The organism is Arthrobacter sp. 05L417, assembly GCF_056397865.1.
Window position 1 is genome coordinate 37,426 of the sequence record NZ_JBFTOG010000039.1, and the last position, 18,882, is coordinate 56,307.

Here is an 18,882-nt window from a genome sequence, read left to right on the forward strand (position 1 = left end):
CCGGCTCCCCCGCCCCCCTGAGTTCTCGGACGCCCGCTCACATATCAACGGTCGCGGGCGGACCCTCGCTCACATATCAACGGCTGTGAGCGAACGCCCGCTCACATATATCGACCGATCCCAGCAATATCCTGCGGTGTCGTCCTGCAGCACCCTCCAATAAGCCGAGCGCCAAGTTCTTGCCAGATGCCGGCTCCTTCCGCAATGCTTGCAGGTTGCTTGCCATCAGCACCGCCCACGGCCGGGCCGGGCGTCCAGGTCTTGGTTAGAGCGTCATAGCTTTCGCCGGAATTCGGATACGCGATCAACGGGATTGAGGTGACTTTGCGTAGGGCTCGAAGCGACGGAGAGACCAGTTCCAGAGGCACGCAATTTACGCCGATCGCGACGACGCGCGGCTGCGTTGCACAGAGCCTTGCGACGTCGGCCAGCGTTGTGCCGTCGCTGATGTGCTCCCCGTCCCGTAGCGTGAAGGAGAACCATGCTTCGACGTTGAACTCTTCTACGAGTGCCAACAGTGCCTTCGCCTCCGAAACCGAAGGCAACGTCTCACATGCCAGCAGGTCCACTCCCGCCTCCACCAGCGCCGCGATCCGGGGCCTGTGGAATTCCATGAACTCGATCCGGCTGAGGGTGTAGTCCCCGCGGTATTCCGAACCGTCAGCGAGGTAGGCGCCATAAGGGCCTACTGATCCGGCAATCAGCAGGGGTCCCGCTTCCGGGTTTTCAGCCAAGTATTCGCGCCTCGCATCGTCGGCCAGGCGTACGCTCAATGCCACCAATTCCAAGGCTTCCACTTCGCAAACGCCGCGCTGTCCAAATCCTTGTGGCGTGGCCTGATAGCTCGCCGTGATTGCAACTTTGGCGCCCGCACCGAAATAGTCGCGGTGCACTTGCTTGATCAGCTGCGGTTGTTCCAGAAGCACCTTGGCCGACCAAAGTGGGTCCTCCAGATTGCAGCCCCGCGCCTCGAGCTCAGTGGCGAGTGCGCCGTCCAGCGTCAGCTTCGAGCCGGCGTCGAGCATGCGGGACAGCGTGATCTTACTGGGCATCGTTCGGGGCTCCAAGCAGTTGATCTTCATTCGTGCCCATGTGGGGACGAGATGGTCCAGCGTGACCACCCTTTCACTATATTGGTCATTATGAGCATTTGAAAATGCTTGTAATGATCAGGCCTGTTATGCCACCATGGCAGTCAAGCAATCTGCGCCAAGCGCAGGGAAGAGGACCCCTTGAAGATAGAAATGAAATCAGTGCGCAAGCTGCGCGTACATTGGCCTATCGCGTCCGAGACTTTCGCTGGGCTCGCTGAGGGCGAGGCCGGTGCGTTCCGGAATGACCACGGCATTACGGCACTGCTTCAGGCCTTGGCGGACTCCCCGGAGTTGGGGGACTTTGGAAACTACAGGCACGTTTTCGAGTCTGGCGTGGGATTCGAAGGATTCACCGTGGCTGAAGGCGCCAACCCCACCTTGGGGCAAGTGGGCCAGCGGACCATTTCGCCGACCTTTGTCTTCACGACGTACTTCGACGCCGCCCTGGACGACGAGCGGGTGGATCGGTTCATGCGTCACCTTGTGGAGATCCACCCTTGGGAAGTCCCTGTCATAGAGCTATCCGGCGTCGTGAGCGTCTCATCCACCGCACTGGCAGAGGCCCGCGAGAGCGGGGTCGCATCATGACCGACAACGCCACGACGGATTTTTGGGACGGGCTCCAGCCCCTCATAGCGGGCAGGACGTTCGCCGACTTGACGCATGCATTCCACCCAGGCCAACCGCACTTCCCCGCTTTCCCCGACGAGATCAGGGAAGCCGTGTTCGATCTGGAGAATGGCGACGGATTCACGGCGCACCGCTATTCGATCATCGGGCAATGGGGAACACACGTTGATCCCCCCTCACATTTCATCCGCGGCGGCCGGTCTTTGGATCAGATCCCGGTAGGAGACATGATCCTTCCGCTGGTCATCCTGGACATTTCAGAACGGGTCAAGGCTGATCCCGATGCCACCCCCACGGTGGCGGACATCCACGCATGGGAAAGCCGAAACGGCACTGTCCCGACGGGTAGCTTTGTGGCACTGCGGACAGGCTGGAGCCGACGTTGGCCCGATGCCGACGCCATGGCGAACAGGGACGACGAAGGCATCAGTCACACTCCGGGCTGGTCGCAGGAGGCCCTCACCTTCCTGATTGAACGACGGTCGATTGCGGCTGTAGGTCATGAACAGACAGACACGGACCCGGGGCTGGCCACTTCCCGCAAGGACTTTAGCCTGGAGACATACGTGCTGGGACAGAACCGTTGGCAGATCGAGCTATTGGCGAACCTGGATGGTCTTCCGGAAAAGGGTGCCGCCCTGGTTGCGACGTGGCCAAAACCCCTTGAGGGCAGCGGCTTTCCCGCCCGGGTGTTTGCTATCCACTGAGTCACGCCCGTCCGGTGGCTAGAATCAGATCCATGCCTAAGACATCCAGCATGGGACGGGGAATCATGGCTGTCCTTGCAGTCGGCTCCCGCAACGCCGAAGGCCTCGCCGGCGGCACGGTCGCCGATATTGCAGCCGATTTAGGCAAGGATCGCAGCCAGGTTTCGCGGAGCCTGCGAGTCGCGGAACAAGAAGGGTTCCTGGAACGCGCCGAGCGGCGGTCCTACAACCTGAACTGGTCACTCTTTACCGACGCCCAGCTTTTGACCGAACAACGGCTGCAGACGGACGGGATCACTGCCTTGGAGGGCCTTGCCGGCGAAACGAACGAAGGATGCTTTCTCGGAGTGCTGAGCGGTGACAGCACGGTGACGGTCGGTGAGCGTATTCCGGCGAGCAGCAACATGGTCGGTTCGTGGTTGGGCCGGCCTTACCCGGCCTACTGCAGCGACGCCGGCCAGGCATTGTTGTGGGAGGCGTCCGACGCCGAGGTCCGAACCGTTTTCGCGTCCTCTGCATTTGTTCGCCACGGCCCCAATACTCCAGTCGATGTCGAGGACTTCCTGACGCGGCTGCATGAGGCTAGGGGGCGGGGGTATTCCATCGTGGATGAGGAAGCAGAACCAGGCTTGTATTCCCTAGCCGTTCCCGTACGGGATTTCAAACGCGAAGTGGTGGCTGCCCTGCAGGTCGTGGGCCCTAAGACACGGCTGGCAGCGCGGCGGGAACTCTGCGCCTCGGCTCTCGTGTCGTGGGGAAAGTGGCTCGAATCGACGATGGGTCAGGGACTGCCGCAGGCGCTGGCCTAGCTCGCAAGGCCCCTTCCTCCCGTATTGTCCCGAGTACTGCGACCGCATGATCCGAGCCGCGCGGCGGCTTCCGTGAGAATCTTGGCGATTTTCCCGGCCCTGGGCTCGATCTGGGGCCGGTTGCCCAGAACACTAAGTGAAGCAAGAATCGTTCCTTCCGGGTCACGGACAGGAACGGCTAATTCGTAGACGCCATGTTCGAATTCTTCGGCCGCCACTATGAAGCCCCGGTTCCGGTCCCTGTCCATCAGCTCGCAGACCTCTTCGGTCGAGTGGGCCGCGCCCGGACCGCCGACACCGATGAAGTTGGCGTCCTTGAGGAGATCTTGAATCGCGGCCTGCTCGTGATCCCACAAGAGTGCCCGGCCTGATCCCGTGCACCATGTCGGCGTCACCATTCCAGGTTTGACGAAGCTGCCAGGGAGCGCGTCATTGCTGGATGCGCGCAGGAGAATTACCCGGAAGCCCTCGCGGACAGAAACCCTGGATCGGAGGCCAAGCGTGGCCACCAGCGCCTCCAACTCGGTTCTTGATTGGCGAACCCAGCCAGTATTAAGCGACGCCGCGAGGCCGAAAAATCGCGGGCCTGTCCGGAACGGACCGCGTTCGACCCGTTCCAGAAGTCCCAGATCACACAGTTCCTGGGTCAGCCGGGATACGCGGCTTTGTTCCATGTCCAACTCGGAGGCGAGCTGGGAGACGCCGAGGAGCCGCCGGCCCCACTTCTCCCGCTCCGCGACCAAGCGCACAATCCGAAGTCCTTGTGCCATGGACGACGCTTCCGAGGAAGAATCCATTGTCAATGCTCCTTCCGAGCTTCATCAGGCCCTATTCTCACACGTCCCCGTTGACCGGAACGCGGCTTCCTCCTGCCCACACGGTGTAGAGATCGGCGAGGATTGCCGAGTTCGCCGATCTCCATCTCCTCAACGGTGATTTCTTCGGCTCCTTGCTTTCCGAACAGCACAACCTCGTCGCCCGGAGAGGCGTCGGCGATGTCGGTTACGTCAACAACCATGGAATTCATCGAAACAAGGTCGACGATGGCGACACGGCGGCCACGGACGAGCACGTGGCCTCCGCGGGCAAGCGCGCGACGATAGCCGTCGCCGTATCCTGCGGTCACCGATGCCGACTTTGAGTCCCGGTCCAGCGTGTGGGTGAGGCCATATCCGACTTTTGTGCGGGCAGGATACCTGTTGACAGAGGCGATCCGGGCTTTGAAGGTCAGGCACCGTTGGAAGCGGCCCACCGTCGCATCAGAATCGCCATAGAGAACGGCCCCCGCGCGGACCATGTCCAGCCAAGAGCCGGTAACGTGCAGCGCAGCATAGGAATTGGCGCAATGGAGCAGCACTTCTTCCCGGGAAGCCCCGGCGATGTCGAGCAGCGCCAGTGTCTGGGTTTGAAAGCGCAGCAGTGCCTCTTCGATATGGCGGTTGTCATTTTTGGGGAAGTGGGTCATGATCCCGGCCAGCTGAAGCCTCGGATGGCTGACGATCCGTCGGACAGCCCTCGGCCAGGGACAGCAATCCCCGGCCGAGAGCTGGGTGAACGATGGTCAGCGATCCAGCAAAGACGGCGCGGCCGTGCGCGCCTTGCGTCCGTACTTGAGATAGAACAAGGCGTAGCAGGCTCCTACGAAGGGGACCCCGAAGTAGAGGGCGGCTACCTGGTTCGGGTCAAACCCGATACCGATCAACGAAATGAAGCAGAGCGAGAACGCCAGGATCGGAACTAGGGGGAACAGCGGGGCCTTGTAGGGAAGGGCCGCGACGTTGCCGCCATTCTTGACGAAAGTCCGCCTGTGGAAGAAATGTGATGCGGCGATGGACATCCACACGCCGACGACGGCGAACCCTGCGACGGACACCAGGGCCAAGTACACCGTCTCGGGCGCAACCACGCTGCTGATGAGCGATGCCAGGCCACCCACCATGCTCACGGAGAGCGCAACCATAGGGATGCCGCGCCGGGTCAGCTTTCGCAACACGCGAGGGGCATGTCCTTCGTCCGAGAGAGAGTACAGCATGCGGGCGCACGAGAAGAGACCGCTGTTGCCGGCGGAAAGGAGCGCGGTGATGATGACGAAATTCATGGCGTCGGCGGCAAACGGGATGCCGATGGAGGAAAAGACCGTCACGAACGGGCTCTGGTCCAGGCCGATCTGATCAAACGGGATGGTGGCGGCGATGACCGCGATGGCCCCGACGAAGAAGATCAGCAACCGGACGACGGTACTGCGCATGGCCTTCGGAATGCTCTTGGCAGGATCCGCGGTTTCGCCTGCCGCTACGCCGATGAGCTCGGAACCGGAGAAGGCATAGAACACTGCAAGCGCGGTGACCAGAACGCCAGTGAATCCGTTGGGGAAGAGACCCCCGGTGGTGTTGAAGTTCTCGAGGAGGAAGGGATGGTTGCCGGTCTCGCTCAATGGGTGGAAACCAAATAGTGCGGCACCCCCGAGCACGATCAGGACGATGATGGCGCCGACCTTGATGATCGCGAACCAGAACTCCGACTCTCCGAAGAACCGCGAAGAGACGGCGTTGAGGCCGAAAAGAACGGCGGCAAAGATGACACACCAGACCCACACGTCGATGTTTGGAAACCATCGCTGCATGAGGAGGCCGGCCGCTGTGAATTCCGAGCCGATGGCCACGGCCCAGCAAAGCCAGTAGAGCCACGCTGTGGTGAATCCCGTGGCTGGTCCGATCGACCGCGATGCGTAGATGTGGAAGGCTCCCGAGACTGGGTACGCGATGGCAAGTTCGCCAAGGCATGCCATTACCAGGTAGACCACGAAGGAGCCAATCAGGTAGGCGATGACCGCGCCGAGCGGTCCGGCCTGGGAGATCGTGTAGCCGGAACTCAAGAAAAGTCCGGAGCCGATCACCCCGCCCATGGCGATCATGACGAGGTGCCTGGGCCCCATGGACCGGCGTAGCCCGGATTCAGACAACGGAGGGGATGAGAGCTGTGGTTCTAGCGCGACGGGTAATGAGGATTCCATGGTGCCTCCGGGGTCGGTGGTCAGGTTGGTGGTCGAATCAGGTGCGAAGAATGCGCGTGATACCTCGGGGGTCGAGGGGTGATCCGGATTGCCGGAGGTGCGCAAGGGGATGGTGATGAAGATAACACAGCGTAGTCGAATTGGTCATTAAAAACATTTGGACATGTATATGTTGCACGCATGTTACTTGCGGACGCTGATGTCGAATCGCCATGCGGATGGTCGATTCGCCCTAGTCTTCGGCCGGAATCACATGCCATGGCTGACATGGAATCCGGTCAATATTGGAGGACCGATGTAACTGACTGAAGGAGCAGCATGACCACCTATGACATTGCCCTGATCGGCTTTGGCGGCGTCAACAGGACCCTGGCCGAACTGATCGCAACACGCAATGAGGCACTTCGTTCCGGGCTGGGCTTTGGCCTCCGGGTCGTGGCAATCACCGACCTTCGCCTCGGATCCCTGGTCCAGCCAGAGGGTATCGACCTCTCCATGGCCCTGGGCCTTGGCGGCGGGAGCGAAACCTTCGCCGAACACGGGGGATCCGCGGACACCAACAATGAGTCGGTCATCCGCTCGTGCACAGCAGACATCATCTGCGAAGCCACCTTCACAAACCCCGACGACGGCGAACCTGCGGTCTCCCATGTGCGGTGGGCCCTCGAATCGGGCAAGAGCGTCTGCACCACGAACAAAGGACCGGTTGCCCTCCGTGGGGCCGAACTGAATTCCCTGGCCGCGCATAATGGCGTCTACTTCGAATACGAAGGAGCCGTCATGAGTGGCACGCCGGTGATCCGTTTGGCGAAGAAGATGTTTTCAGGACTCCGGTTGAATGGTTTCGAAGGCATTCTCAACGGAACCAGCAATTACGTGCTCGGTCGAATGGAAGCCGGCCTGGACTTCGAAGCTGCCGTCAGCGAGGCACAGGAACTCGGTTACGCCGAGGCGAACCCAGCAGCAGACATCGAGGGCTACGATGTCCAGCTCAAGGTCCTCATCCTCGCCAACGAACTGCTTGACGCGGGCATCGAACTCAAGGACGTCCGGCGGCAAGGGATCTCGACGGTCACGGCGGAAGATGTCCGAACGGCATCCCGGAACGGACGCCGCTGGAAGCTCGTCGGTTCGGCACGGCGGAATCCTGACGGGACCGTCACCGCAGGTGTAGCACCGGTCGCGGTGCCCCTTGACCACGGACTTGCCGGCGTTTCGGGCGCTACGAACGCCGTCTCCTTCGATACCGATCTACTTGGCCCGGTTACCGTATCGGGACCTGGAGCAGGTCGCGTGGAGACCGCCTACGCCTTGCTCTCAGACATCATCGCCATCCACTCAGCAAAGACAGGGGCGGCCGCACATGTCTGAGTCCACACTCTGCGCCACGGAAATGGTGCTGCCACGGTTCCGTGAAGTGACGAGCCCCTACGATGGCAGGATCGTCGGCACGGTCTCCCTGACCGACGCTTGTGCCGCCGACGCCGTGCTCGAAGTGGCCCGGGCCGGCGCGCGAAAAGCACGGGCACTGTCCCGCAACACCCGGGGGAAAATCCTCGACGCTGCTGCCACCGACATTGAACGGCGAAGCGAAGAGTTCGCCCGGACCATTGTTGCCGAGTCAGGCAAGACCATCCGCCAGGCCCGAAAGGAAGTATTGCGAGCCGTCAATACCCTTCGCCTGTCCGCGGCCGAAGCGCGCCGGAACGCCGGCGAGGTCATTCCCTTTGACTCATACGAGGGCTCGGAAGACCGGACCGGATGGTACTCGCGCGAACCGCTTGGCATCATTGCAGCGATCACGCCCTTCAACGACCCCCTCAATCTCGTGGCGCACAAGATCGGTCCGGCCATTGCCGGAGGCAACGCAGTGGTCCTCAAGCCCTCCGCCCTGACTCCCCTGTCGGCCCAACTCCTCGCGGACGCCCTTGTGGATGCTGGGCTTTCTCCTGAAGTCCTGACTGTTGTTCACGGGGATCGGGAGGTAGCCGAAGCCATCATCCGGTCCCGGGATGTGAGAATGGTGTCCTTTACCGGCGGGTTCTCCACTGGGGAAAGCATTGCCCGCGCCGCCGGCCTGAAGAAGCTTTCCATGGACCTGGGCGGAAACGCACCTGTCATCGTCCTGAGCGATGCTGACATTGACGACGCCGTGGAATCTTGCGTCTCCGGAGCGTTCTGGGCCGCTGGCCAGAACTGCGTGGGGGTGCAGCGAATCCTTGTAGCCACACCGTTGTACGCCGATTTCCGCCAGCGCTTCCTGGAAGCGACAGCCCGATTGGTATCCGGAGATCCGTCGGATGAGCGGACGGACGTCGGGCCGATGATCAGCCCCGCTGCGTTAGACGAACTCAAAGCCAAGCTCGATGAGTCCATCCATGACGGCGCTGCACTTCTCGCAGGCAACGTGACGGTAGGCAATGTGCTTGAGCCGACTGTGCTGGAAGCGGTCCCGGCGGACAGCAGGCTGTGGAGGGAAGAAGTGTTCGGGCCTGTTGTCATGCTGCATGCTTTCAATACGTTCGAAGAAGCCATTGAAGTAGCAAATGCCATCGAATTCAGCCTTCACGCCGGCATTTTCACGGACTCCCTGAGCAACGCCATGGAAGCCGCGCGCCGACTCGACGCAGGCGGAGTCATGATCAATGATTCCTCGGACTATCGGTTCGACGGCATGCCGTTCGGGGGTTCCAAATACGGAAGCCTCGGCAGGGAAGGCGTCCATTTTGCTTACGAAGAGATGACCCAGCCCAAAGTCGTCTGCATCAAGAACCGCGGGATATAGAGCCGTGACCAGCCGCATAGAGACCGATTCGCTCGGGAACATTCCCGTACCCGCCAACGCCTACTGGGGAGCACACACTGCCCGGGCATTGGAAAACTTCACCATCAGCGGCATTCCGATCTCCAGGCATCCGCACTTGGTACGCTCCCTGGCAATGATCAAGAACGCCGCGGCGCAGGCCAACTGCGAACTTGGGGTGCTCTCGCCCCGGCAGGCGGCAGCAATCCGCGAATCGTGCCGGGAAATCCAGGACGGGCATCACCTCGAACAGTTCTGCGTTGACGTTATCCAAGGAGGCGCCGGCACCAGCACGAATATGAACGCGAATGAAGTGATCGCGAACCTCGGGCTGGAAAAACTAGGCCAGCGCCTCGGCGACTACCAGCACCTGCACCCCATCGACCATGTCAATCGTTGCCAATCCACCAATGACGCTTATCCAACCGCCATCAAGCTGGCCCTCATTTTCGCCATCGCGGAACTCAATCAGGAATTGGGCAAGCTTGCCGAAACCGCCAGAAACAAGGGTGCCGAATTTGCCGATGTCGTGAAGATGGGTAGGACCCAGCTTCAGGATGCCGTCCCGATGACCCTGGGGCAGGAGTTCAATGCCTTCGCCGCCACGTTGGAGGAAGATCGCTCCCGGCTCCTGGAGTCCACCGATCTGATGCGCGAATGCAGCCTGGGGGCCACCGCCATCGGCACCGGCATTACCGCCGAACCGGGTTATCAGCAACTGGTGCTGCGGGCACTCTCCGAGGTTTCCGGCGTCGACGTCCTTCCTACCAACGATCTGGTCGAGGCGACGTCCGATGTCGGAGTTTTCATGCACGTGTCGGGCATGCTCAAACGGACCGCAATCAAGCTATCCAAGATCAGCAGTGACCTCCGGTTGCTGTCCAGCGGACCGCAGAATGGCTTTGGCGAGATCACCTTGCCTCCCCGTCAAGCGGGGTCGTCCATCATGCCCGGAAAGGTGAACCCTGTCATCCCCGAGACCATGAATCAGATCGCTTTCGCGGTTGCCGGAGCGGACACCGCAGTAACGATGGCTGCAGACAATGGCCAACTCCAACTCAATGCCTTCGAACCTGTCATCGCTCACGTCCTGCTTCAAGCCGTTTCTTGGCTCAAACAAGGAGCTCGCGTTCTCCGCACACACTGCATGGAAGGCATCGAAGCGAACACCGACCGCCTCGCCCGCCAGACGGCAGCTTCGGTGGGCCTTGCAACGGCACTGGTTCCGGCCATCGGCTACGCGGCCGCGGCGGCGGTCGCCAAGGAAGCCCTGCGGGACGGATCAGCCATTCTCGACGTCGTTACCGGCAAGAACCTCCTGGACCGTGCCACCGCTCAATCGATGCTTGAATCGGCTGCGCTTCCGGTCAGGGGCACCCGCATATCAGCGGTCTGATCGCCGACTCCTCACGCGGTCGGCACTGCACCACGCCGGATGAGACTGGAAAGCGTCATGGCCGTCACGGTATCCGTGACGCCCGGAAGTGCGGCGATCTGCTCCCAGATCTCCTGGATTCTCTCCAAAGACCGGGCTTCAAGCCTCACGAGAAGATCAAAGTCCCCGCTGACGACGTCGCACAAAACCACTTCCGGAATGGACCGCAAAACAGCGATGACATCCGAACCACGCACCCGGTCCTTCCGGTAGACCATAAGGAAAGCCGAGACGGACCCTTGCCCGGGTAGGCCAGCAACCAGCGTATATCCCTGGATGTATCCTTGCCGTTCCATCCGGTCGACGCGCTGGCGCACAGCATTCCTTGAAAGCAGGACTTTGCTCGCCAGTTCGGCATGACTAATGCGTGCGTTCTTGGTGAGCTCCGCAAGGATCCTCTGGTCTATGTGATCGAGACTCACGCGGTCCATGCCCACCCTTCAAAAAGTAAATCCCTGTGCACAACCCAAGCAGAACCCGATCCACAACCGAAAGCTCCAGAAAAGATGATACTTCCGCATCACAGCCATCCACCGTTCGGCGCCATCACCTGCGTCCTGTTCGACATGGACGGAACACTTATCGACTCTGCCCCAGGTGTTACCTCAAGTGCTGCCCGGGCTTTGGAATCCGTGGGAGCGCCGGTCCCGAGGCCGGAAGAACTACTCAGGTTTGTCGGGCCACCGATGGTCGAATCGTTCAGAGCAGTCTCCGGGATTGACGAAGCGACAGCCCAGAGAGCCCTCCAACACTATCGCAAGGCATACGCGGATCACGGCGCTGAGCAATCGAGCCTCTACGAAGGAGTCACAGAACTGCTGGAGCAACTACACTCAGCCGGTATCCCCATGGCTGTTGCCACGTCCAAAGTGGAAGATCAAGCACTACGACTCGCACGACGCTTTGGAATCGAAAGCAACTTCATCACCATATGCGGGGCATCGGACGTTGAAAGACGGGCGACCAAGGCGGAAGTCATCGGTGAAGCACTGCTCCGCTTTGCCTCCCTGGGCATCGATATCTCCAACCCGGCAATGGTCGGCGACAGAAGTTATGACGTCGCGGGAGCCGCTGAGCATGGAATTTCCACCTTTTTCGCGCTCTGGGGGTACGGGGGAAATGAGGAGGCGTTGCACGCTGCTGCCACTGCCATCTCACCCACAGTTTTGCTGCCGATGATCCTGGCCTCATCAGTGAGCGAGCGTTCCGCCGAAAGGCACCATATGTGAGCGAGCATCGGTTCCAGACCGGCCATATGTGAGCGAGCGTCAGGAGGGCCAGACCCCTAGTCCGCCGGCCCTCCGTCGGCTAGTCTGCTTTCACGGCCTGCCAGGCCCGCAGTTCAGGCATCAAGGACGATCATGAGGAGCAAGAATGGCTGACCACACATATAGCGTTTCCGAAATTGTTGGAACCTCGTCCGAGGGCGTCGACGCCGCCATCAAGAACGGGATTGCGGCTGCTAGCCAGACCCTTCGGAACCTCGATTGGTTCGAGGTCAAGGAAATCCGTGGCCACCTCAGCGAGGGCGCCGTTGCCGACTGGCAGGTAACCATCAAGCTCGGATTCCGCCTGGAGCGATAAGAAGCCCTCTAAACCCCAAAACGACGATGGCCGTCAGCCTTTCTGTGGAACGGCTGACGGCCATCAGTTGCGAGGCTGGACTCACCCGCGGGTCCAGACTTGGACGGGGTCACCGCCACAGAGGAGTCGCCGGCCACGGCCGGCAAATTCGATCCACAGGAATTCGTGATCGGAGGAAACTTCATCCACTAGGCCGGCGTCGAAGCCCCATTTGTCCTCGTGGATCCAGACGGTTTCGCCGCGGCTGAGTTCGGACCATTTCGACGGCGGCAGGCGAAGTGCCGCCCCAGCGGGCCGTTGGGCCGACGTCGTGAAGTGGCTTGGGCCCCACGCGCCCAAGGTTTCTGGACTCATCGGGACTCGGAGACCAGGTACTGGCGGTGCCAGACCGTCGCCGCACCGTTGTGGGCAGGGAAGACGTGGCCCTCAAAGAACGTTTGGACCACGTGGGGTTCGCCTTCAGGGCTCCACTGACCGGACGCCGGGCAATGCGAGCCCGTGGATCCCGCGGACCCGGCGGTGATTGCCCGTTCCCTCAGCAGCGCGATGCGTTTCATCGTTGAATTCCATCCTTGATATGCGAAAAGGTCTGGATTCAGCGTAAACGCGATTCAAAAGCCGCCCAATGGGCACCTAAACAGAATCATGCCAATTCACTATGCAACAGCACAGTGACGTGGACCACTTTTGGGTGAAACTCCCTCAGCTCTCGTCCATTGCATGACGCTCGGACAACTCCGGGCTCGCCGTCGCCGTTCCCGCACCAAATGCCGTTCCCGCGCCAAACGCCGTTCCCGCGCCAAAGCTGCCCAGCAACTTCAGGGCATCGTCCGACGGCGAACCCGCCTTCGCGGAGTAGACCCTCAAAACCTGGTCCGGGTCCTGTGGCAGGGCCAGATTCTCGAAGTTCAGCTCCACGTCTCCCACAGTGGGGTGATGCAGGCGGACAGTCCCGGCGGAACGCGCCGCCACGCGATGACCGGCCCACCATTGGCGGAAGTGTTCGCTGTTTACAGCGAGTTCGCCCACGAGTTGGTTGGCTTGAGGGTCGTCGGGGTGCCGCCCGGTATCCGCACGCAGGGAACCGGCGGCTTCCGCCGCAACCGTCTTCCAGTCCCGGAACAGTTCGCGTGCCTGTGGATCCAGGATCAGCCAACGCGTGAGGTTCCGCTCAGCGGAAGGCATGGCCGGGAAGTCGGCAAACAGTAGGATCGCCATGCGATTGGCTCCGAGCACGTCACTGCGCCGGCCCAGCAGGAGCGCCGGAACGTCGCCCACAGCGTCCAGAAGTTGGCGCAGCGCCGGCCGCACGCGGGGCGTCGTAGTCGGCGCTTTGGCGCTCTCCGCGCAGTGCTCAAGCAGGTCCATCATGTGGGCGTGCTCGCTTGAGTCCAGGCGAAGTGCCCGCGACACCGATTCAAGGACCGCCCGGGAAGGATGGATATGGCGACCCTGTTCGAGGCGGGTGTAGTAGTCCGTGCTGACATCCGCCAAGCGGGCAATCTCTTCCCTGCGTAGCCCGGGAACGCGGCGCGCGCCGGACGCTTCCGGCAACCCTGCATCCTCCGGCGACATCCGGGCACGCATGGCTTTGAGGAACTTTCCGAACTCGGCACTTTGACCCATGCCCCCCATTCTTCCCTCCCTCAGGGCGTGTTTCTACGGCCAAGGTAGGACTGCGAGTCCTAGGAAAAACAGGGGGCGTCAAAACTACTGATTGTTCTGCCGAAAGTGCATAGGCTCGAAAAAGCCAGTCAGGCAATACACCCACCAGCGACGAAAGGGCCGGACATGTCCAGCGCTCAGAATTCAACCGTTCCCGGGCTCGTCCTGAACAACTCGGTCACCATCCCCCAGCTCGGCTTCGGCGTCTTCCAGGTCCCACCTGCCGAGACCCAGAAGGCCGTGGAGGACGCGCTTGAAGCCGGGTACCGGCACATCGACACGGCCGCGGCGTACCGGAACGAATCCGGAGTCGGCGCGGCAATCAAGGCTTCCGGCATCGCCCGGGAGGAACTCTTCATCACCACCAAACTCCGCAACGGCGAACAAGGCCGCGCCGCGGCGGCATTCGACCACAGCCGCCGCGAACTCGGCCTCGACGTCATCGACCTTTACTTGATCCACTGGCCCGTGCCGTCCCAAGGCCTGTTCGTCGACGCGTGGAAGGCGCTGGAAAAGATCCACGCCGACGGCGGCGCCCGGGCAATCGGCGTCTCCAACTTCTTGCAGGATCATCTCGACACTCTCCTTGAGTTCGCCGACGTCGTTCCCGCCGTCAACCAGATCGAACTGCACCCCACCTTCCAACAGCGGGAACTGGCGGCGAAGAGCCGCTCGCACGGGATCGCCGTCGAGGCCTACAGCCCGCTGGGGCAGGGAGCGGACCTGGGGTCGGCGACGGTCACCGAACTTGCCGAAACGCACGGTGCCACCCCGGCGCAGATCGTGCTGGCCTGGCACCTCGGAACGGGCAACATCGTGATCCCCAAGTCCGTCCACCCGGAGCGGATCCGCCAGAATCTCGCGGCGGCGGCGTTGCAGCTCACCCCGGGCGAACTGGCGGCCATCAGCGCGCTCGACGGCGGTGCCCGCCTCGGCGCCGACCCCGCCGTCGCGTCCTTCAGCCAGATGTAGAAACCCACCCATCACAGCGTAAGGAAAGCAAAACCATGCAGTACACCCACTTGGGCCGCTCGGGCCTCAGCGTCTCCCGCCTGTGCCTCGGAACCATGAACTTCGGCCCGCAGACCGAGGAATCCGCAGCGCACTCCATCATGGATTCCGCGCTGGACTCCGGCATCAACTTCTTCGACACCGCCAACGTCTACGGCGGCCACGACAACCGGGGCTGGACCGAGGAAATCCTGGGCCGCTGGTTCGCCAAGGGCGGCGAGCGCCGCGATCGTGTTGTCTTGGCCACCAAGCTCTACGGAACCATGACGGACCGCCCCAACGAGTCCAAGCTCTCCGCCCTCAACATCCGGCGCGCCTTGGACGCCAGCCTCAAGCGCCTGCAGACCGACTACATCGACGTCTACCAGTTCCACCACGTGGACCGGAACACGCCGTGGGACGAGATCTGGCAGGCCATCGAGGTCGCCGTCCAGCAGGGCAAGATCCTGTATTCCGGCAGCAGCAACTTCGCCGGCTGGCACATCGCCCAAGCCCAGGAGGCCGCCGCGCGGCGCAACTACAACGGACTCGTGAGCGAGCAGTCCATCTACAACCTGCTCACCCGGAACGTCGAATTGGAAGTCATCCCGGCCGCCCAGGAGTACGGCCTCGGGCTCATCCCGTGGTCGCCGCTTCACGGCGGCCTTTTGGGCGGGGTGCTGAAGAAGGAGCGCGACGGCGTCCGTCGCCTTGAGGGCCGTGCGGCCGAAACCCTGAAGAAGCACGAAGACCAGATCCGCCAGTATGAGGACCTCGCAGACGACCTTGGCCACGAGCCCGGCGACGTAGGCTTGGCCTGGTTGCTGCACCAGCCGGCCGTGACCGCACCGATCGTGGGTCCGCGCACGCAGGAGCAGTTGGACGCTGCCATCAGGGCTCTGGACGTCACCCTCGACGCCGACGCCCTCAAGCGGCTCGACGACATCTTCCCCGGCCACCGGACCGCACCGGAAGACTACGCGTGGTGACGTCGGCACCGTTGCGCCTGCTGTTCATTGGCGGGACCGGGACCATCAGCGCGGCGGCGGCGGAGCGCGCCGTCGCGCTGGGTCATCGGCTCACCGTGCTCAATCGCGGAGTGAGCACGGAAAGGCCGGCCCCTCCGGGCACGGAATTGCTGCAGGCGGACATCCGCAACCCCGCGGAGGTGGCGGAGGTGCTGAACGGCCGCGAGTTCGACGTCGTCGCGGACTTCATCTCTTTCACGCCGGAGCATGTGGCCGCCGCGGTGGAGCTGTTCCGCGGCCGGACCGGGCAGTACGTGTTCATCAGTTCGGCTTCGGCCTACCAGAAGCCGCCCGCACACTTGCCGATCCTCGAATCGACCCCGCTCAGGAACCCGTTCTGGAAGTACTCCCAGGACAAGATCGCGTGCGAAGACTTTCTCGTCCGGGCCTACCGCGACGAGGGATTCCCTGGGACGATCGTTCGGCCTTCGCACACCTATGACCGCACGCGGATCGCCCTGCTGGGGGGGTGGACGGACATCCATCGAATGCGGGAAGGCTTGCCTGTGATAGTCCACGGCGACGGTACCTCGCTGTGGACCCTCACCCACGCGGATGATTTTGCGGTGGCCTTCTTTGGCCTCCTCGGCCGGCCGCAGGCTGTGGGTGAAAGCTACACCATCACCTCGGACGAAGCCCTCCCGTGGGACCAGGTCTACCGGCTCTTCGCCACAGCGGCCGGGGTGCCGGAACCCGAACTCGTGCACATCGCCTCGGATACCATAGCCGCGCACTCCCCGGAGCTGGGACCCGGGCTTCTCGGGGACAGGTCCCACTCCGTGGTCTTCGACAACACCAAGATCAAAACGCTCGTTCCCTGGTATCGGGCAGAAATTCCGTTCGCGGCAGGCGCACGGGAGATCGTCCGGTGGCATGATGAACATCCAGGCATCAAGCACGTGGACCAGGACTTCATGAAGCTCAGCGATCAACTGGTCCAATGGGCACGGAGGCCGATCTAGCAACTGAAAGGACAGGACCATGGCACTTGCTCCGACCGTCAGGCTCAATGACGGTAATGCCATTCCGCAGATCGGCCTCGGGACCTGGCCGCTCGACGACGCCCAGGTCGCCGCGGCGGTGGTGTCCGCCGTCGAGCTTGGCTACCGGCACGTCGACACGGCGTACCGCTACGGTAACGAGGCCGGCGTCGGGCAAGGCGTGCGGGACTGCGGCATCCCGCGCGAGGAACTGTTCATCACCACCAAACTGGACGGCACACACCAGGGCCGCGATCGCGCCGTCGAGGGGCTCGAGGGCTCCCTCAAGCGCCTCGGACTGGACTACGTGGACCTCTTGTTGATCCATTGGCCGCTCCCCCAACGGAATGAATTCGTGTCCACCTGGGAGACTTTCGAGCGGCTGCAGGCTGAGGGGAAGGTGCGTTCGATCGGCGTGTCCAACTTCAAGCCCTCGCACCTCGAGCGGCTCCTTGAGGAAACCTCGGTGGTGCCGGCCGTCAACCAAATCCAAATCTCACCGTCCATCACGCGGATCGATGAGCGAGCCTTCAACGGCAACCATGGCATCGCCACGGAATCGTACAGTCCGTTGGGGGCCGGCCGCGATCTCCTGAATGCCCCGGTCTTGGCCGCGATCGGGAAGAAACACGGAAAGACTCCCGGGCAGGTGGTGCTGCGCTGGCACATCCAGGAGGGGCTCGTGGCCATCCCGAAGTCCGCCAATCCACTGCGCATGAAGGAAAACCTGGACGTTTTCGACTTCGCTTTGGACCATGACGACCTGTCCGCGATCGCCACTTTAGACGCGGGTGCCGATGCCGGTGTTGACTCGGACGTACAGGGACACTGATTCAGGTTCTACTCACCAACACTGAGGACGGCATGGCAGAGAACATCGACGGAACGCTCATCTGGGCAGGCGCGTACACCGCGGACAGCGACGGGAACGGAATGGGCATTGGGGCAGTCGCCGCGCGTGAAGATGGCAGCATTGCTTGGCTGGGCACCGCCGTCGAAGCACCGTCGCCGTCGTTCCTTGCCGTTCACCCCACCCTGCCGGTGGTCTACGCGGTAGCCGAGGCCGCCCAGACGGTCCGGGCGTACCGGCGGACCGGGCTGTTCGGCCTCGAGCCCCTGGGCGAGGCTTGGCCGGCCGGAGCCGCGGCTTGCCACGTCGCCGTCGACCCTTCCGCTCGTTTCATCGTGGTCAACTGTTGGGGCGACGGGAACGTGCTGCTGTACGGGCTCGACGACGACGGCGGCATCACCTCGCGCTTTGCCGCGCCGCCGGCCAAGGACCCGCACGCCGGCGTCGACGGCGGCATCGACATTGCCACGGGCGGCGCCCGTGTGAGCCGCGCCCACGCAAGCCTCATGCTCGAGGATGGCCGGATCATGACCACGGACCTCGGCTTCGACCTCGTGCGGGTGTGGAATTACTTCCCCGACACCGGCCTGCTCAAGGACCACGAAGTCGCGCTCCCCGTGGGCAGCGGTCCGCGGCACTTGGTCCAGCACCCCTCCGCCGACGCGGTCTTCGTGGTGACCGAGTACTCCATCGAAGTGGTGGTGCTCCTGCCCGGCGCGGACGGTCGCTTTGCACTCCACCGTCGCGGTCCTGCGACGGCCGGTGGGGCCGCCGACGGCGACGCCGCGGCCGAAATCGCGCTGTCCCCGGACAATCGCTTCGTCTACACGGGTATCCGCGGCTCCAACCGGATCTCGGTGTTGGCCGTCGAGGGCAGCGGAACCCGGCTCCGGCCCGTGGCTGACGTGCCCAGCGGAGGAGACTGGCCCCGACACCACTTGGTCCGCGACGGCTGGCTCCACGTCGCGCACGAACGTTCCAACCAAGTCACCACGTTCGCCCTGGACCATGCCACCGGCATCCCGGGCGACGTCCTGGACCAGCTGAACACGGGTTCCCCCACCGCTTTGGTTATAGCTCCCTGACGGGCCAAAACGGCGACGCTCGCTCACATATGCGGCCAAAATCGGGAACGCTCGCTCATCAAGGTGAGCGAGCCGAAAGTTGTCAAGCTGTGTGGAGTCACTGGGCTGGTTTTTGGGGTGTTTTGGTCTGCGGGAGGTTGATCCCGGCGTGTGTGGCGGGGGCCGGTGTGGCGGGTCGTTGGCGGAATCTTCCGGGGTGTCGTTCGTAG

21 protein-coding genes are annotated in these 18,882 nt (G+C 62.5%); 13 read left to right on the forward strand and 8 right to left on the reverse strand.

From position 1 onward, the window contains the following. Nucleotides 1-101: 101 nt before the first annotated feature. Nucleotides 102-1,052, reverse strand: coding sequence for a homocysteine S-methyltransferase (gene mmuM, locus AC1DJW_RS21745; RefSeq protein WP_461834896.1), 951 nt, complete (start codon nt 1,050-1,052; stop codon nt 102-104). Nucleotides 1,053-1,244: 192 nt separating this feature from the next. On the opposite strand from mmuM, the gene AC1DJW_RS21750 reads away from it, so the two are divergent. The 3 genes from AC1DJW_RS21750 to AC1DJW_RS21760 are packed head-to-tail and all read left to right on the forward strand — an operon-like array spanning nt 1,245 to nt 3,240. Further along, nucleotides 1,245-1,682, forward strand: coding sequence for a YqfO family protein (locus tag AC1DJW_RS21750; protein ID WP_306972647.1), 438 nt, complete (start codon nt 1,245-1,247; stop codon nt 1,680-1,682). Further along, nucleotides 1,679-2,431, forward strand: coding sequence for a cyclase family protein (locus tag AC1DJW_RS21755; protein WP_476902494.1), 753 nt, complete (start codon nt 1,679-1,681; stop codon nt 2,429-2,431). The genes AC1DJW_RS21750 and AC1DJW_RS21755 overlap by 4 nt, the downstream gene beginning before the upstream one ends. Nucleotides 2,432-2,463: 32 nt before the next feature. Continuing rightward, nucleotides 2,464-3,240, forward strand: coding sequence for an IclR family transcriptional regulator (locus tag AC1DJW_RS21760; RefSeq protein WP_476902495.1), 777 nt, complete (start codon nt 2,464-2,466; stop codon nt 3,238-3,240). Here AC1DJW_RS21760 and AC1DJW_RS21765 read toward each other — a convergent pair. The 3 genes from AC1DJW_RS21765 to AC1DJW_RS21775 form a co-directional block, all read right to left on the reverse strand. Further along, complete coding sequence (locus AC1DJW_RS21765) at nt 3,237-4,037, reverse strand: IclR family transcriptional regulator (protein ID WP_476902496.1); 801 nt, start codon at nt 4,035-4,037, stop codon at nt 3,237-3,239. The genes AC1DJW_RS21760 and AC1DJW_RS21765 overlap by 4 nt on opposite strands. A gap of 2 nt (nt 4,038-4,039) precedes the next feature. Beyond that, the gene (locus tag AC1DJW_RS21770) at nt 4,040-4,705 is read right to left on the reverse strand and encodes an alanine racemase C-terminal domain-containing protein (protein WP_476902497.1); all 666 of its coding nucleotides are present in this window, start codon (nt 4,703-4,705) and stop codon (nt 4,040-4,042) included. A gap of 96 nt (nt 4,706-4,801) precedes the next feature. Beyond that, the gene (locus tag AC1DJW_RS21775; protein WP_476902498.1) at nt 4,802-6,253 is read right to left on the reverse strand and encodes an amino acid permease; all 1,452 of its coding nucleotides are present in this window, start codon (nt 6,251-6,253) and stop codon (nt 4,802-4,804) included. 318 nt (nt 6,254-6,571) lie between these two features. Here AC1DJW_RS21775 and AC1DJW_RS21780 point away from each other — a divergent pair, with 318 nt between their 5' ends. The 3 genes from AC1DJW_RS21780 to AC1DJW_RS21790 are packed head-to-tail and all read left to right on the forward strand — an operon-like array spanning nt 6,572 to nt 10,452. Then, a complete protein-coding gene (locus AC1DJW_RS21780) occupies nt 6,572-7,624 on the forward strand; it encodes a homoserine dehydrogenase (protein WP_476902499.1) in 1,053 nt (350 codons plus the stop codon). Continuing rightward, complete coding sequence (locus AC1DJW_RS21785) at nt 7,617-9,038, forward strand: aldehyde dehydrogenase family protein (protein WP_476902500.1); 1,422 nt, start codon at nt 7,617-7,619, stop codon at nt 9,036-9,038. The genes AC1DJW_RS21780 and AC1DJW_RS21785 overlap by 8 nt, the downstream gene beginning before the upstream one ends. Before the next feature lie 4 nt (nt 9,039-9,042). Further along, nucleotides 9,043-10,452: an aspartate ammonia-lyase gene (locus AC1DJW_RS21790; protein WP_476902501.1), complete on the forward strand. Its 1,410-nt coding sequence runs from the start codon at nt 9,043-9,045 to the stop codon at nt 10,450-10,452. A gap of 11 nt (nt 10,453-10,463) precedes the next feature. Here the strand turns inward: AC1DJW_RS21790 and AC1DJW_RS21795 are convergent, their stop codons facing one another. Continuing rightward, entirely contained in the window at nt 10,464-10,922 is a 459-nt protein-coding gene (locus tag AC1DJW_RS21795; protein ID WP_059388371.1) for an Lrp/AsnC family transcriptional regulator, read from the reverse strand. Nucleotides 10,923-10,997: 75 nt separating this feature from the next. Between AC1DJW_RS21795 and AC1DJW_RS21800 the strand changes: the two genes are divergently transcribed. Together AC1DJW_RS21800 and AC1DJW_RS21805 are read left to right on the forward strand one after the other, a co-directional pair. Then, nucleotides 10,998-11,720 (forward strand): HAD hydrolase-like protein, encoded by a 723-nt coding sequence (locus AC1DJW_RS21800; protein ID WP_476902502.1) that lies wholly within the window; start codon nt 10,998-11,000, stop codon nt 11,718-11,720. Between the two features lie 145 nt (nt 11,721-11,865). Further along, on the forward strand, nt 11,866-12,075 hold the full coding sequence (locus AC1DJW_RS21805; protein WP_184740694.1) for a dodecin: 210 nt from the start codon (nt 11,866-11,868) through the stop codon (nt 12,073-12,075). A gap of 81 nt (nt 12,076-12,156) precedes the next feature. Here AC1DJW_RS21805 and AC1DJW_RS21810 read toward each other — a convergent pair whose 3' ends face one another. The 3 genes from AC1DJW_RS21810 to AC1DJW_RS21820 form a co-directional block, all read right to left on the reverse strand. Next, nucleotides 12,157-12,429 (reverse strand): hypothetical protein, encoded by a 273-nt coding sequence (locus tag AC1DJW_RS21810; RefSeq protein ID WP_059388368.1) that lies wholly within the window; start codon nt 12,427-12,429, stop codon nt 12,157-12,159. Further along, nucleotides 12,426-12,632, reverse strand: a complete 207-nt coding sequence (locus AC1DJW_RS21815) for a hypothetical protein (protein ID WP_459340944.1) — start codon at nt 12,630-12,632, stop codon at nt 12,426-12,428. Before AC1DJW_RS21815 ends, AC1DJW_RS21810 begins: the two co-directional genes overlap by 4 nt. A gap of 145 nt (nt 12,633-12,777) precedes the next feature. Next, a complete protein-coding gene (locus AC1DJW_RS21820; RefSeq protein WP_476902503.1) occupies nt 12,778-13,701 on the reverse strand; it encodes a helix-turn-helix transcriptional regulator in 924 nt (307 codons plus the stop codon). A 165-nt stretch (nt 13,702-13,866) separates the two neighbouring features. On the opposite strand from AC1DJW_RS21820, the gene AC1DJW_RS21825 reads away from it, so the two are divergent. Genes AC1DJW_RS21825 through AC1DJW_RS21845 form a run of 5 tightly spaced genes read left to right on the forward strand, consistent with a single transcriptional unit; the run spans nt 13,867 to nt 18,673 of the window. Further along, the gene (locus tag AC1DJW_RS21825) at nt 13,867-14,712 is read left to right on the forward strand and encodes an aldo/keto reductase (protein ID WP_476902504.1); all 846 of its coding nucleotides are present in this window, start codon (nt 13,867-13,869) and stop codon (nt 14,710-14,712) included. A 35-nt stretch (nt 14,713-14,747) separates the two neighbouring features. Next, entirely contained in the window at nt 14,748-15,719 is a 972-nt protein-coding gene (locus AC1DJW_RS21830) for an aldo/keto reductase (RefSeq protein WP_284754355.1), read from the forward strand. Beyond that, complete coding sequence (locus AC1DJW_RS21835; RefSeq protein WP_476902505.1) at nt 15,716-16,720, forward strand: NAD-dependent epimerase/dehydratase family protein; 1,005 nt, start codon at nt 15,716-15,718, stop codon at nt 16,718-16,720. Before AC1DJW_RS21830 ends, AC1DJW_RS21835 begins: the two co-directional genes overlap by 4 nt. Before the next feature lie 19 nt (nt 16,721-16,739). Beyond that, on the forward strand, nt 16,740-17,570 hold the full coding sequence (locus AC1DJW_RS21840; protein WP_461834887.1) for an aldo/keto reductase: 831 nt from the start codon (nt 16,740-16,742) through the stop codon (nt 17,568-17,570). 32 nt (nt 17,571-17,602) lie between these two features. Next, complete coding sequence (locus tag AC1DJW_RS21845) at nt 17,603-18,673, forward strand: lactonase family protein (protein ID WP_476902506.1); 1,071 nt, start codon at nt 17,603-17,605, stop codon at nt 18,671-18,673. The last annotated feature ends 209 nt before the right edge of the window (nt 18,674-18,882 follow it).